We start from the raw sequence: 12,534 nt of genomic DNA on the forward strand, positions 1-12,534 counted from the left end.
CTGGCGAATGTCGTATCGTTGGACTCGTTCGGTTCATGGAACCGAGTTCTGTATGTCGAACAAAAATTCAATATATCGAATCTTACCCCCAGCCAATGAACTTGGCAAGCCAAAGGCAATGACAAAGACTCTAACAAATAACGCCCCGCCGGAAGTTGGCGCCACGCTACAGCGCCTGCGATTGGCACGCGGATTGACCCTGGAAGACCTGTCGCGGATCGCCGGGGTATCCAAGTCGATGCTGTCGCAGATCGAGCGCGAAAAGGCCAATCCCACCATCGCCATCACCTGGCGCCTGGCCAATGCCCTGGGGGTGGAGATCGGCGAGCTGCTGTCGTCCGAGGTGCGGGCGGTCGACCTGATCCGGGTGGTCGATGCCCACGAGACGCCCACCCTGCCCGGCGCCCATGCCGGTTATTCGCTGCGCATCCTGGGGCCGATGGACCTGGCCGGCAAGTACGAGTGGTACGAGCTGACCCTGGCGCCGGGCGGCGAAATGGCTTCGCAGGCCCACGATCCGGGCACCAAGGAGCACCTGACCGTGATCAGCGGGACGATCGAGCTGGAAGTGGGGGCGGAAAAGAAGAAGATCAAGCATGGGGGGACGGCGCGCTACCCGGCCGACCATGACCATGTGATTCGGAATGCGGGGAAGACCGAGGCCAAGGCGCTGTTGGTCGTCGTACAACGGTAGCGTGGGCAGGTGACCTGCCCACCCTACGAAAGCCAACGGTCAAACAGCTTACTTGCTGCCGCCAACCGCCTGGGCCGAGGCCTCACCCATCTTCAGCTCGCGCGCCAAAAAGCCCCAGCGATCGGCCACTTCCTCGATCTGCTTGGTGGTCGGCTTGCCCGCGCCATGGCCCGCCTTGGTGTCGATGCGGATCAGGACCGGCGCGGCTCCTGCCTGCGCAGCCTGGGCCGCCGCGGCGTACTTGAAGCTGTGCGCCGGGACCACGCGGTCGTCGTGGTCGGCGGTGGTCACCATGGTCGCCGGATAGCAGGTGCCCGGTTTCAGGTTGTGCAGCGGCGAGTACTTGACCAGGGCCTTGAACTCCTCCGGGTTCTCCGACGAGCCGTAGTCCGATGTCCAGGCCCAGCCGATGGTGAACTTGTGGAAGCGCAGCATGTCCATCACGCCCACGGCCGGAATCGCCGCGCCGAACAGTTCCGGACGCTGGGTCATGGCCGCGCCCACCAGCAGGCCGCCGTTGGAGCCGCCGCCGATGGCCAGCTTGGAAGGCGACGTCACCTTGTTGGCGACCAGCCACTCGGCCGCGCCGATGAAATCGTCGAACACGTTCTGCTTCTGCAGCTTGGTGCCGGCCTGGTGCCAGGCTTCGCCGTATTCGCCGCCGCCGCGCAGGTTGGCCACCACGTAGACGCCGCCCATCTCCATCCAGGCCAGGTTGGCCGGGGAGAAGCCAGGTGTCATCGAGATGTTGAAGCCGCCGTAGCCGTACAGGTAGGTCGGGTTCGCGCCATCCATCTTGAGGCCCTTCTTCGACACGATGAACATCGGGACCCTGGTGCCGTCCTTGCTGCTATAGAACTGCTGGCGGGTCTCGTAGTCCGCCGGATTGAAGTCGACCTTCGGCTGGCGGAACACGGTGCTCTGGCCGGTTTTCAGGTTCAGGCGGTAGATCGTGGTCGGGGTGGTGAAGCCGGCGAACGAGTAGAAGGTCTCGGTCTCGCCCCGCTTGCCCGACAGGCCGCCGACGGTGCCGATGCCCGGCAGCTTGACTTCGCGGACCAGCTTGCCGTCCAGGGCGTGGACGCGCACGACGCTGCGCGCATCCTTCAGGTATTCCAGCACCAGCTGGTTGTTGATGATGTCGGCGCCGGCCAGGGTGTCGGCGCTTTCCGCGACGATCTCTTTCCAGTTGCCTTCCTGCGGCTTGTTCACGTCGATCGCCACGATGCGCTTCTTCGGCGCGTTGCGGTCGGTGCTGAAGTAGAACACGCTGCCGATGTTGTCGATGAAGTCGTAGCCGGCGTCGAAGTTGTCGACCAGGTCGACCACCTTCGAATCGGGCTTGGACAGGTCCTTGTAGGACACGCGGTATTTCGGCGCGGTGCCCTTGGTAGTGGTGATGACAAGATAGCGGCCGTCATCGGTGGTGCTGCCGCCGAAGCCCCACTCCTTCTGGTCCGGGCGGTCGTAGACCAGGGTGTCGGCGCTTTGCGGGGTGCCGATGCGGTGGAAGTACAGCTTCTGGAAATAGTTGACGTCGGCCAGCTTGGTCGCCTCTTTCGGCTCGTCGTAGCGGCTGTAGAAGAAGCCCTTGCCGTCCTTGGTCCAGGCGGTGCTCGAGAACTTGACGAACCTGACGTGGTCGGCGAGGTCCTTGCCCGTCTCGATGTCGCGCACGCGGATCTCGTTCCAGTCCGAACCCGAGGCGGCGGTGCTGTAGGCCAGCAGCTTGCCGTCCGGGCTGACGGCGGCGCCGGCCAGGGCGACGGTGCCGTCGCTCGACATGGTGTTCGGGTCGAGCAGCACGCGCGGCGTATCGGTCAGGCTCTTCTGGGTGTACAGGACCGACTGGTTCTGCAGGCCGTCGTTGCGCGAATAGAAGTAGCGGCCGCCTTCCTTGCCCGGCACGCTGTAACGCTCGTAGTTCCACAGTTTGGTCAGGCGCTCGCGGATCGCCGCGCGCTGCGGGATCTGCGCCAGGTAGGCCTGGGTCACCTCGTTCTGGGCGGTCACCCATTCCTTGGTCTCGGCGCTGTTCGCGTCCTCGAGCCAGCGGTAGGGATCGGCCACCGTGGTGCCGTGGTAGTTGTCGGACTGGTCGACCTTCTTGGTGACCGGGTAGGTCAAGGAGGGGCCAGCTGCGGATGCGCCGGCCGGGCAGCTTTGTGCCAGCGCCGTATTGGCGCTGAAGGCTGCCGCGAGCAGGGTGACGAGCGTTGCGTGTCTCAGGGTCATGTCGATCTCGTTCGAGTTATTCATGGGGTCGGCTTGCGCCGACGGCCATCATAACGCGAATTGCCGGGCTCGCAAATGCGGCGCCGCCTGACAATACTGAGGGGTCGCCGTCCTTACGAGGCCTGACGGGGTGACGCGCCGCGGCGCGCCGCACGCACGCGGGTGGCCAGGGCGCGCGCCCAGGGTCCGCCGTTCGCCCCCAGGCGCGCGGCGACGCCACTGCGCGCGTGGCGGTCTTCCTCGCTGCCAGGGCGGCCGTCCTGGCTGTTAGGGCGGCCGTCCTGGCTGCCAGGGCGGCCGTCCTGGCCGCCACTGGCGGCCAGGACCATCCACATGTAGGCGCGCAGCGGATCGCGCTCGGCGCCACGGCCGCTGTTGACCATGCCGCCCAGGTTGTACTGGGCGAGGGCGTGGCCCTGCTCGGCGGCCTGCCGGTACCAGTAGGTGGCGAGGGTGTCGTCGTGCGGCACGCCCAGGCCGCTGGAATACAGGACGCCGAGGTTGTTCTGGGCGCTGGCGTCGCCCTGCTGGGCCGCGCGACGGTACCATTCGGCGGCCAGCGCGTCGTCGCGCGGCACGCCCTCGCCCTTGGCATACATGACGCCGAGGCTGAACTGGGCGTTGGCCGCGCCCTGCTCGGCGGCGCGCAGGTAGTATTCGAGCGCCCGTGCCGGGTCGCGCCGCGCGCCGCGCCCGTTGGCAAACATGACTCCGGCCCAGTACTGGGCCTGCACGTGCCCGCGCGCCGCGGCGCGCAGGAAGCATTCGAGCGCCCGCTCGTCGCCCCCAGGCCCCTTGCCGGACGCCAGCAGCGTGCCGAGACCATACTGGGCCTCGGCGTCGTCTTGCGCGGCGGCCCGCTCGAGCCAGGCGATGGCGCGCGCCGTGTCGAGCGGAACGCCCTGGCCTTTGGCGTAGGCCAGGCCGAGGAAGCGCTGTGCCGTCGGGATGCCGCCTGCCGCCGCCTCGCGGAACCAGCACACCGCCTGCGCGTCGTCGGCGTCGACGCCGTCGCCGCGGCGGTACATCAGTGCGAGGTTGAGCTGGGCCGGCCCGTGCCCCTGGCGCGCGGCCTTGCGGAACCAGGCCATCGCCAGCGGCTGGCTCACCGGCGCACCGAGCCCCTGGAGGTAGCATTCGCCGAGCAGATTCTGGGCACTGGCGAGCCCCTGTTCGGCGGCGCGGTAGAACCAGCCGAAGGCGATCTCGTTCGACTGCGGCACGCCGCGGCCCTTGCGGTAGAGCTGACCGAGGTTCTGCTGGGCGGAGGGATCGCCCTGGGCCGCGGCGCGGACGAACCAGCGCACGGCGAGTTCATCGCTGCGCGGGGCGCCGCGGCCGTTGCAGTACATGGCGCCGAGATGGTTCTGGGCGGCCGCCAGGCCCTGCCGGGCGGCGCGCTGCATCCACTCGAGCGCGCGGACGTCGTCGCGCTCGACCGCGTCGCCATGCTTGTACAGCAGGCCGAGGTTGAACTGGGCGTACGGGTTGCCGCGCTCGGCGGCGGGAAGGAACCACTGGAAGACTTCGTGCCCCTCTCGGGCAGCGTTCTGGCGATGCATTCCTACCCCCTTGCGCCCGTCGGCGGCATCAACACAGGCGGGTTGGAGAATCTCCCGCCGTTGTTAAAATTTTAAGGACGGCGCCCTGCTTGCGGTTTGCGTCTGCACAATCGCACAGCCGCGACACGCATGCAAAGACGTGGTAGCAGGAAGATAAAAGGGGCTCAGTCGCGGTTCAGGCCGCTGCCCTGCGCTCGCGTTCCAGGCTCGCGAACTTGTCCAGGAAGACCGGCACCTTGGCGGCGGCCAGTTTATTCACCGAGACCAGCAGGTCCGGCGCCACCTGGGGCAGCCCGTGGGTCGTGCCAAGCTGGCGCGCCGCGTGCAGCAGCACCTCGGCGGCGACTTCGGCGTCGGCCTCGGCCCGGTGGGCGGTGCCGCGGAACTGGATACCGAGGCGGTTCGACAAGTTGCCGAGCTTGTAGCTGGGCAGGCCCGGGAACAGCCGGCGCGACAGTTTCAGCGAACAGACCAGGCCGCAGTGCCCGGTCGGACGGCCGATGCGCCAGCCTTCGGCCTTCAGGAACTTCTCGTCGAAACTGGCGTTATGGGCCGACAGCATGTCGCCGCCGATGAAGTCGAGCAGTTCCGCCACCACGCGCTGGCTCGGGGGTGCGCTGTCGACCATCTGCTGGGTGATGCCGGTCAGCTGGGTAATGAAGGACGGCACACGCACGCCGCAGTTCACCAGCGAGACGTAGCGCTCGCGGATCTCGCCGCCGACGATGCGCAAGGCGGCCACTTCGGTGATGCGGTCGCCCATCTCGGGCGACAGGCCGGTGGTCTCGAAGTCGAGCATCACGATCGGGCGTTCAAACACACTCATATCAGTTCCCGGTATACGCACATAACAATCCCGCCATGGCGGGAATTGTTATGTGCTTTGATCATTATCCAAACTTGCGCAGTGCGTCCAGCGCCAGGCCGGCGCCGATGCTGCCGAACAGGTCGCCCTCGACCTTGCGCGCGCGCGGCACCAGCGCCGCGATCCGGTCGCGCAGCAGCGCCACCCCGCTCGAGCCGCCGGTAAAGAATACCGTATCCACCGCATCCGGCTCCACCCCGGCCTCGGAAAACAGGCGCTGCACGGTGGCCCCGACACTGTCGATCAGTTGCGCGATCGCCGCTTCGAAGCCTTCACGCGTCACCACCAGTGACTCGGGCGGCGACAAACGGTCGAGCTCCATGCTGACCGCGGGGCTGGCCGACAGGCCGATCTTGGCCGCCTCGACCTGGATCGCCAGCCAGTGGCCGGCACGCTCGTCGATCAGCTTTTGCAGGCGTACCAGCTTGCCCGGCTCGGCGCAATCGCGCACCAGGTCGGCCAGCTGGGCGATGCTCTTGCGGGTGTAGGCCTGGTTGATCGTATGCCAGGTGGCCAGGTTGAAGTAGTAGCTGGACGGGATCGCGGCGCCCGACAGCATGCTGCTGCCGTAGCCGAGCAGCGGCATCACGCTCGCCAGGCTCAGGTACTTGTCGAAGTCGGTGCCGCCGATGTGCACGCCGCCGTTGGCCAGGATGTCGTCGCGCCGCTCCACCCGCCCGGCGCGCTCCGGGCCGAGACGCACCAGCGAGAAATCCGAGGTGCCGCCGCCGATGTCGGCGATCAGGACCAGTTCCTCGCGGTCGATCTGCGACTCGTAGTCGAAGGCGGCGGCGATCGGCTCGTACTGGAAGGAGATGTCACGGAAGCCGCTCGCCTTGGCGACCTCTTCCAGCGTGTCCTGGGCGCGGCGGTCGGCGTCCACATCGTCGTCGATGAAGAACACCGGGCGGCCGAACACGGCGCTGCCAAATTCGCGCCCGGCCTGGCGTTCGGCACGGCGCTTGAGCTCGCTAATGAACTGGCCCAGCAGGGACTTGAAAGGCAACGCGCGTCCCGCGACCTCGGTCTGGCCGTCGATCAGGCTGGTGCCGAGCAGGCTTTTCAGGGAGCGCATCAGGCGGCCCTCGTAGCCTTCGAGATAGTCGGCGAGCGCGGCGCGGCCATAGCTCACCTGTTCGTCGTCGGCGTTGAAGAACACGACCGAGGGCAGGGTCGCCTTGCCGTCTTCGAGGGCCAGCAGCGCGCTGGCGCCTGCCTGCGCGGCGTTGCCGGACAGCCAGCCGACGGTGGAATTGGACGTGCCGAAATCGAGGCCGCATGCGAGCGCCATAGGAACCTTGTCGATGGAGGTGCGTTTGGGGGCCGACATGGTAACAGATAACGGGGGGCGTGAAACACGCCGGCGTTGCCTTTCTCCAGGCTGTGGCAAACTTGACCACATGGTATTGACAGCGACCACAGACTCCACGCCACGCGAGTGGCTCATGAAGCGCAACTGCTCGATGACGCCGCGCCAGGCGCTGCTCGTCTATGCGCTGCTGTGCGCCGCCACGCTCGGCATCGCCCTGGTCTTCACCTGGCGCGGTGCCTGGATGGTGCTGGCCTTTGCCCTGGTCGAGACCGGCGCAGTCGGTGCCGCCCTGCTCCACTATTGCCGCCATGCGCTCGACCATGAGCGCATCGTGCTGGCCGGCGGCTGCCTGCTGGTCGAACGTGCGGACGGCGCGCACCGCTCCAGGATCCAGCTCGATCCGGGCCACGCCCGGATCAGCCTGCCGGATGCCGGCATACGTACCCTGGTCGTGATCGAGGCACGCGGCGCGCGTGTCGAGATTGGGCGTTTTCTGACACCCTCCGCACGCCTGGAGCTGGTACGCGCCCTGCGCAGCGCCTTGCGAGGCGCCTCCCTCCTGTACGGCGGACCCGGGTGCTCCCTGTAAGCAACTTCTTACACAAGCACGGCAACTGTACCGATGTGGTGCGCGCACACCCGTGCCCATAATGACGGTCTTGACTGCGTGACAATATTGCCACGCATTTTGCAGTGCACAACAACAGGATCACGAACCACATGAACAAGCCACAACAGGCCGGCGCCGTTGTCGTCCACGGCGGCGCAGGCGCCCCGGTCGAGAACGAAGACGGCTGCGTGCTGGCCGCGCGCCGCGCGCTGGCGCAGCTGGAAGCCAACGGCGACGCGCTCGACGCCGCCATCATTGCCGTCACCACCTTCGAGGACGACGGCCGCTTCAACGCCGGCAGCGGCTCGACCCTTTGCCTGGATGGCGAAACCATCGAGATGGACGCCTCGATCATGGATACCCGCGGCCGCCTCGGCGCCGTTGCCTGCGTGCGCGACGTCAGGAATCCCGTCAAGCTGGCGCGCGCCATTGCCGACACCCCGCACGTGATGCTGGCCGGCGAAGGCGCGCAGCGCTTCGCGCGCTCGATCGGCATGCCCGGCAGCGCCCCGATCGCGGAGCGCCAGCGCGCCGACCACCGCAAGCTGATGCAGGAGCTGGCCGGCTCGGTGCCGCTGATGCCGGGTATCGACAAGCGCCTGTTCGACCGTTTCTGGAACTACAAGACCCCGCTGCAGCTACCCAAGTCGAGCGCCTGCGACACGGTGGGTGCGGTGGTGCGCGGCGCCGACGGTCACTTCGCGGTGGCCTGCTCCACCGGCGGCTCGGCCCCGAGCCTGCTGGGCCGGGTGGGCGACAGCCCGATCATCGGCAGCGGATTCTACGCCGGGCCGCACGGCGCGGTGGCCGCCACCGGCATTGGCGAGCACATCGTGCGTCACCTGCTGGCGCGCACCGTCTATGGCTGGATCGAGGACGGGATGCCGCTCGAACGGGCACTCGAGCGTGGGCTCGACCTGTTCGACAAGGAGGTCGTCGTCGGCCTGATCGCGGTCAGCCGCACCGAGTCAAGCGCCTTGTGCCGCCACGGCATGCCCCAGGCAAGGATGACCCAGCGATGAGCGAACAGGGAAACGACGGCCATCTCGTGGTCATCGGCGGCCACGAGGACCGCACGCACGACATGGCGATCCTCAGGCGCTTCGTCGAACTGTCGGGCGGCGCCAACGCCAACATCCTGGTGATCACCGCGGCCAGCACCATCGCCGAGGAGATGTGGAGCATCTACGACGACGCCTTCGGCAGCCTGGGCGTGCAGAACCGCAGCCACCTGGAGGTGACCAGCCGCCAGGACGCCAACAGCGAGGAATTCGTGCGCCAGGTCGACCAGGCCACCGGCATCTTCATGACCGGAGGCGACCAGAAGCGCCTGCTGGCCCTGATCGGCGGCAGCGCCCTGGACGCCGCGATGCACGTGGCGCTGAAGCGGCGCGGCGCGACCATCGGCGGCACCAGCGCCGGGGCCTCGGCCATGTCCGGCCACATGCTGGCCCAGGGCCGCGCAGAAATCCTGCCCGAGAAAGGCTCGGTGAGCCTGGGGGCCGGCCTGGGCTTCCTGCACCGTGTCGTCATCGACCAGCACTTCTCTGAGCGCCAGCGCCTCTCGCGCCTGCTCAGCGTGGTGGCGCAGAACCCCTATTTGCAAGGCATCGGCATCGACGAAGACACCGCGCTGGTGGTCGGCATCGGCGCCGGCATCGAAGTGCTGGGCCAGGGTGCCGTCACCATCGTCGACGGGCGCACCATGATTACCAACGTGGCTTTCATCAAGGACCGCGACACCCCGGAACTGATCGACGTCCGCCTGCACCTGCTCCCCGCCGGCAGCAGCTACCAGCTGCCACGTGGTGCGACCGACCCCGGCAAGGGCCTGCCGCCGCCACTGCTCGATTTTTTAGAAAATGTAACGAAACGGAACCCGATTTCATGAAGATCAAGGAAAAACGTGTGCTGCGCGGCCCCAACCTGTATGCCGCCACCCCCTGCCTGATGGCGGTCATCGAGGATGGCGCCGAAGGCAAAGCCAATGCGGCGCCCGGATTCGCCGCGCGCCTGTTCGCCGTTTTGCCGGACTTGCCGCCGGACGCCGCCGTGCGCCTGGCCGACGACGCCCTGCTGGTCGACGCGGTCGAGCCGGTCGCGATGGAGTTGCAGCGCCTGGCCGGCGCCCCCGGCGAGGCCCGGGCCACCCTGGCCGTGGCCGGCGCGCCGCGCAGCCGCCGCGTCGTCTGCGGCTACACCATCGAACAGGTGGCCGGCGCCGCACTGTGCACCGCACTCGAGCTGGTCCACGCCGCCGCGCAGGACCGCGCCTATGACCTGGACGCCGCGCTGGCCAGCCTGCGCGAGACCGCCCAGGACCATGCCATCGGCACCAGCACCAATGCCGTGGTCCAGGCCGCGCTGCGGCGCGGCATCCCGGCGCTGCGCCTCACCGAAGAGGCCAACCTGTTCCAGCTCGGCTGGGGCAGCCGCCAGAAACGGCTGCAGGCGACCATCACCGGCGCCACCAACTCGATCGCGGTCGGCATCGCCAGCGACAAGCAGCTGACCAAGGCGCTGCTCGAGGTGGCCGGCGTGCCGGTCCCGGCGGGCAGCACCGTGAGGACCGAAGAAGAAGCGCTGCGCGCCGCGCGCCGCCTGAACGGACCGGCCACGGTCAAGCCGCTCGACGGCAATCAGGGCAAGGGCGTGACCACCAACTGCGCCACCCTTGACGAAGTGGCGCGCGCCTTCGCCCATGCGCGCAAGCATGGCCGCCAGGTGATCGTCGAAGAGCACCTGGAGGGGCGCGACTACCGCGTGCTGGTCACCGGCCGCAAGGTGGCTGCCGCCTCCTGGCGCCGCCCACCCTGCGTGACGGGCGACGGCCGCTCGACCATCCGCGAACTGGCCGAGATCGAGAACCGCAATCCGGCGCGCGGCGAAGGCCACACCAACATCCTCACCAAAATCGCGATGGATGCGCTGGCCCTCGAGGCACTGGCCAAGCAGGGCCATGATTTCGACACCGTGCTTGCCAGCGGCGTCTGCGCCGAGCTGCGCGGCAATGCCAACCTGTCCACCGGCGGCACCGCCGAAGACGTGACCGACCTGCTGCCGGAGGAAACCCGCGAGATCTGCATCCGCGCCGCCCGCACCGTCGGGCTGGACATCGCCGGCATCGACATCGTGTGCCAGGACATCGCACTGCCGCTGCGCGAGCAGCGCGGAGGCATCATCGAAGTCAACGCCGCGCCCGGCATCCGCATGCACCATTATCCGAGCCGCGGCACGCCACGCGACGCGGGCGCCGCCATCGTCGACGCACTGTTCGGCGAGTGCGACGGCCGCATCCCGACGGTGGCCGTCACCGGCACCAACGGCAAGACCACCACCTCGCTGCTGATCGCACATGCGGCGCGCCAGGCCGGCCTGCATACGGGCGTGACCACCACCGAGGGCGTGTACGTGGACGGCGTGCTCACCACGAAGGGAGACTGCACCGGTTACCGTTCGGCGCGCAGCGTCCTGGCCGCCCCTGGCGTGGACTTCGCGGTGCTGGAAACGGCGCGCGGCGGCATCCTCAAGCGCGGCCTGGCCTACGACCGGGTCGACGTGTCGGTGGTGCTGAACGTCTCCAGTGACCACCTGGGCCTGGACGGCATCGAAACCCTCGACGACCTGGCCAGGGTGAAGGCTGTGGTGGCCGGGCGCGCCTCGCGCGCGGTGGTGCTCAATGCCGAGGACGACTACTGCGTGGCGATGGCCAGGAACCTGCGCGACGGGGTGGAAGTGATCTTCTTCTCGCTCGACGCCGACAACCCGGTCCTGCTGCGCCACCTGGAGAACGGCGGACGTGCAGTCTACCTGCAGGACCAGACCGTGGTGCTGGCCGACGGCACGCGTCACGAGGCGCTGGTCGATGCGCGCCAGATGCCGGTCTCGCTGGGCGGCGCGGCGCGCTTCAACATCGCCAACGCACTGGCCGCGGCAGCCGCCCTCACCGCCCACGGCTTCGGTAACCCGGAGATCGCCGACGGCCTGCGCAGCTTCGTGTCCGACGCCAAAAACAACCCGATGCGTTCGAACCTGTTCGACGTCGACGGCGTCACCGTCATCGTCGATTACGCGCACAATTGCGCCGCCTATGCCGCGCTGGCCGAAAGCGCGCGCGCGTTGAGCGGCGGCCGCCTGGTCGGCGTGGTTGCCGCGCCGGGCGACCGCCGCGATGCCGATCTGATCGACATCGGCCGGGTCTGCGCGGCCGGCTTCGACGACCTGGTGGTGTTCGAGGCCGGGAATCGCGGACGTCCCGAGGGCGAGACCGCATCGCTGCTGGTGCGCGGCGCCAAACTGGCGAGGCTGGCCGACGACTCGCTGGCCGTGGTGCTGGAATCGCATCGCGCGATCCGTCACGGCCTGTCGCTGTGCCAGCCGGGCGACGTGCTGGTATTCGGCTGCGGTACCGCCTTGTCGGAACTGGCGGATGCGCTGCGTCCTGACAAGCCGGAACTGGCGCGCCGGATCGAAACGGAAGCCATCTAGGCACCCCTCCTCGCCACGCGAAACGCCCCTGCTTTGGGCGTTTTGCTTAAGTGTTACTTAAACGGATGACAAGGCGGTGATTTATTCGGCCAAGTCTTGCATTTCGTTACAATTTGGTATTTCCATGCCAGTCTTCAACTGTTACCTTGCTCATCCGTAACCCGGCTCGCTCCTCACGACAGCGGATCGGCTCGAGACATCGGAAGGAAAAGGTATGCAGAAAGTGTTGGCCGTTCTCGTCGCAGGCATGGCCTTCTGTGGCGCGGCCCAGGCTTACGAGCCGGCGAATGGCGCACCCCGGGCGCCCCAGGCCTATGCCGGCGTGGGCGTGTCCGGCGTCGACTACGTCGGCGCGGCGACCAAGGCCAGTCCGAAGGTATTCGGCGGCTACCAGTTCGGCAAGGGCCTGGCGCTCGAAGGCGGCGCGGTCGACCTGAAGAACGGCTATGGCATGTACATCGCCGTCAAACCGAGCCTGCCGCTGACCGAGAAGCTGTCGGTCTACGGCAAGGTGGGCGTGGCCCAGACCCGCCGTCCTGCCCTGCCCCCTCCGGCACCGACCGCGCTCGGCAAGAAATCCAGGACCGGCGCCTACGGCGCCTTCGGCCTGCAGTATTCGATCACGCCGAACACCGCCGTCACGGTCGAATACGAGCGCCTGCCCAGGGAGAAGCCGGATGTTCTCAAGCCGAACGTCTGGACGCTGGCGCTGCAGTTCTTCTTCTAAGAATCGTTTGAATACCGGGAATCGTAGGGTGGCCGGCTTGC

Annotated in this window: 10 protein-coding genes; 6 read left to right on the top strand and 4 right to left on the bottom strand. The window is 67.7% G+C overall.

What is annotated here, in order from left to right; translation table 11 throughout:
* Positions 1 to 118 precede the first annotated feature (118 nt).
* On the top strand, positions 119 to 694 hold the full coding sequence (locus AC56LU_RS03070; protein WP_227811449.1) for a helix-turn-helix domain-containing protein: 576 nt from the start codon (positions 119 to 121) through the stop codon (positions 692 to 694).
* Between the two features lie 48 nt (positions 695 to 742).
* Here the strand turns inward: AC56LU_RS03070 and AC56LU_RS03075 are convergent, their stop codons facing one another.
* From AC56LU_RS03075 to AC56LU_RS03090, 4 genes are all read right to left on the bottom strand, one after another.
* Positions 743 to 2,929 carry a prolyl oligopeptidase family serine peptidase gene (locus AC56LU_RS03075; RefSeq protein ID WP_497174210.1) on the bottom strand — a complete coding sequence of 729 codons (2,187 nt, stop codon included), beginning with the start codon at positions 2,927 to 2,929 and terminating at the stop codon, positions 743 to 745.
* A 113-nt stretch (positions 2,930 to 3,042) separates the two neighbouring features.
* Entirely contained in the window at positions 3,043 to 4,491 is a 1,449-nt protein-coding gene (locus tag AC56LU_RS03080; RefSeq protein ID WP_497174121.1) for an SEL1-like repeat protein, read from the bottom strand.
* Positions 4,492 to 4,666: 175 nt separating this feature from the next.
* A complete protein-coding gene (locus AC56LU_RS03085; RefSeq protein ID WP_497174122.1) occupies positions 4,667 to 5,317 on the bottom strand; it encodes a 3'-5' exonuclease in 651 nt (216 codons plus the stop codon).
* 64 nt (positions 5,318 to 5,381) lie between these two features.
* Positions 5,382 to 6,647 carry an Hsp70 family protein gene (locus tag AC56LU_RS03090; protein WP_497174123.1) on the bottom strand — a complete coding sequence of 422 codons (1,266 nt, stop codon included), beginning with the start codon at positions 6,645 to 6,647 and terminating at the stop codon, positions 5,382 to 5,384.
* Between the two features lie 154 nt (positions 6,648 to 6,801).
* Between AC56LU_RS03090 and AC56LU_RS03095 the strand changes: the two genes are divergently transcribed.
* The 5 genes from AC56LU_RS03095 to AC56LU_RS03115 all read left to right on the top strand — a co-directional run bounded on the left by AC56LU_RS03095 (position 6,802) and on the right by AC56LU_RS03115 (position 12,493).
* Positions 6,802 to 7,257 carry a DUF2244 domain-containing protein gene (locus AC56LU_RS03095; RefSeq protein ID WP_497174124.1) on the top strand — a complete coding sequence of 152 codons (456 nt, stop codon included), beginning with the start codon at positions 6,802 to 6,804 and terminating at the stop codon, positions 7,255 to 7,257.
* 131 nt (positions 7,258 to 7,388) lie between these two features.
* Complete coding sequence (locus AC56LU_RS03100; RefSeq protein WP_497174125.1) at positions 7,389 to 8,300, top strand: isoaspartyl peptidase/L-asparaginase; 912 nt, start codon at positions 7,389 to 7,391, stop codon at positions 8,298 to 8,300.
* Positions 8,297 to 9,169 carry a cyanophycinase gene (locus AC56LU_RS03105; RefSeq protein WP_497174126.1) on the top strand — a complete coding sequence of 291 codons (873 nt, stop codon included), beginning with the start codon at positions 8,297 to 8,299 and terminating at the stop codon, positions 9,167 to 9,169. Before AC56LU_RS03100 ends, AC56LU_RS03105 begins: the two co-directional genes overlap by 4 nt.
* Positions 9,166 to 11,766 (top strand): cyanophycin synthetase, encoded by a 2,601-nt coding sequence (gene cphA, locus AC56LU_RS03110; protein ID WP_497174127.1) that lies wholly within the window; start codon positions 9,166 to 9,168, stop codon positions 11,764 to 11,766. The genes AC56LU_RS03105 and cphA overlap by 4 nt, the downstream gene beginning before the upstream one ends.
* A 214-nt stretch (positions 11,767 to 11,980) precedes the next feature.
* A complete protein-coding gene (locus AC56LU_RS03115; protein WP_497174128.1) occupies positions 11,981 to 12,493 on the top strand; it encodes an outer membrane beta-barrel protein in 513 nt (170 codons plus the stop codon).
* Positions 12,494 to 12,534 lie beyond the last annotated feature (41 nt).

The sequence above is a fragment of the Telluria sp. PB2R4 genome, assembly GCF_059685695.1.

Coding starts and splice junctions, on each gene's coding strand:
- AC56LU_RS03095 (WP_497174124.1), top strand. CDS start 6,802: ATGAAGCGCAACTGCTCGATGACGCCGCGCCAGGCGCTGCTCGTCTAT.
- AC56LU_RS03100 (WP_497174125.1), top strand. CDS start 7,389: ATGAACAAGCCACAACAGGCCGGCGCCGTTGTCGTCCACGGCGGCGCA.
- cphA (WP_497174127.1), top strand. CDS start 9,166: ATGAAGATCAAGGAAAAACGTGTGCTGCGCGGCCCCAACCTGTATGCC.
- AC56LU_RS03115 (WP_497174128.1), top strand. CDS start 11,981: ATGCAGAAAGTGTTGGCCGTTCTCGTCGCAGGCATGGCCTTCTGTGGC.
- AC56LU_RS03105 (WP_497174126.1), top strand. CDS start 8,297: ATGAGCGAACAGGGAAACGACGGCCATCTCGTGGTCATCGGCGGCCAC.
- AC56LU_RS03080 (WP_497174121.1), bottom strand. CDS start 4,491: ATGCATCGCCAGAACGCTGCCCGAGAGGGGCACGAAGTCTTCCAGTGG.
- AC56LU_RS03070 (WP_227811449.1), top strand. CDS start 119: ATGACAAAGACTCTAACAAATAACGCCCCGCCGGAAGTTGGCGCCACG.
- AC56LU_RS03090 (WP_497174123.1), bottom strand. CDS start 6,647: ATGGCGCTCGCATGCGGCCTCGATTTCGGCACGTCCAATTCCACCGTC.
- AC56LU_RS03075 (WP_497174210.1), bottom strand. CDS start 2,929: ATGACCCTGAGACACGCAACGCTCGTCACCCTGCTCGCGGCAGCCTTC.
- AC56LU_RS03085 (WP_497174122.1), bottom strand. CDS start 5,317: ATGAGTGTGTTTGAACGCCCGATCGTGATGCTCGACTTCGAGACCACC.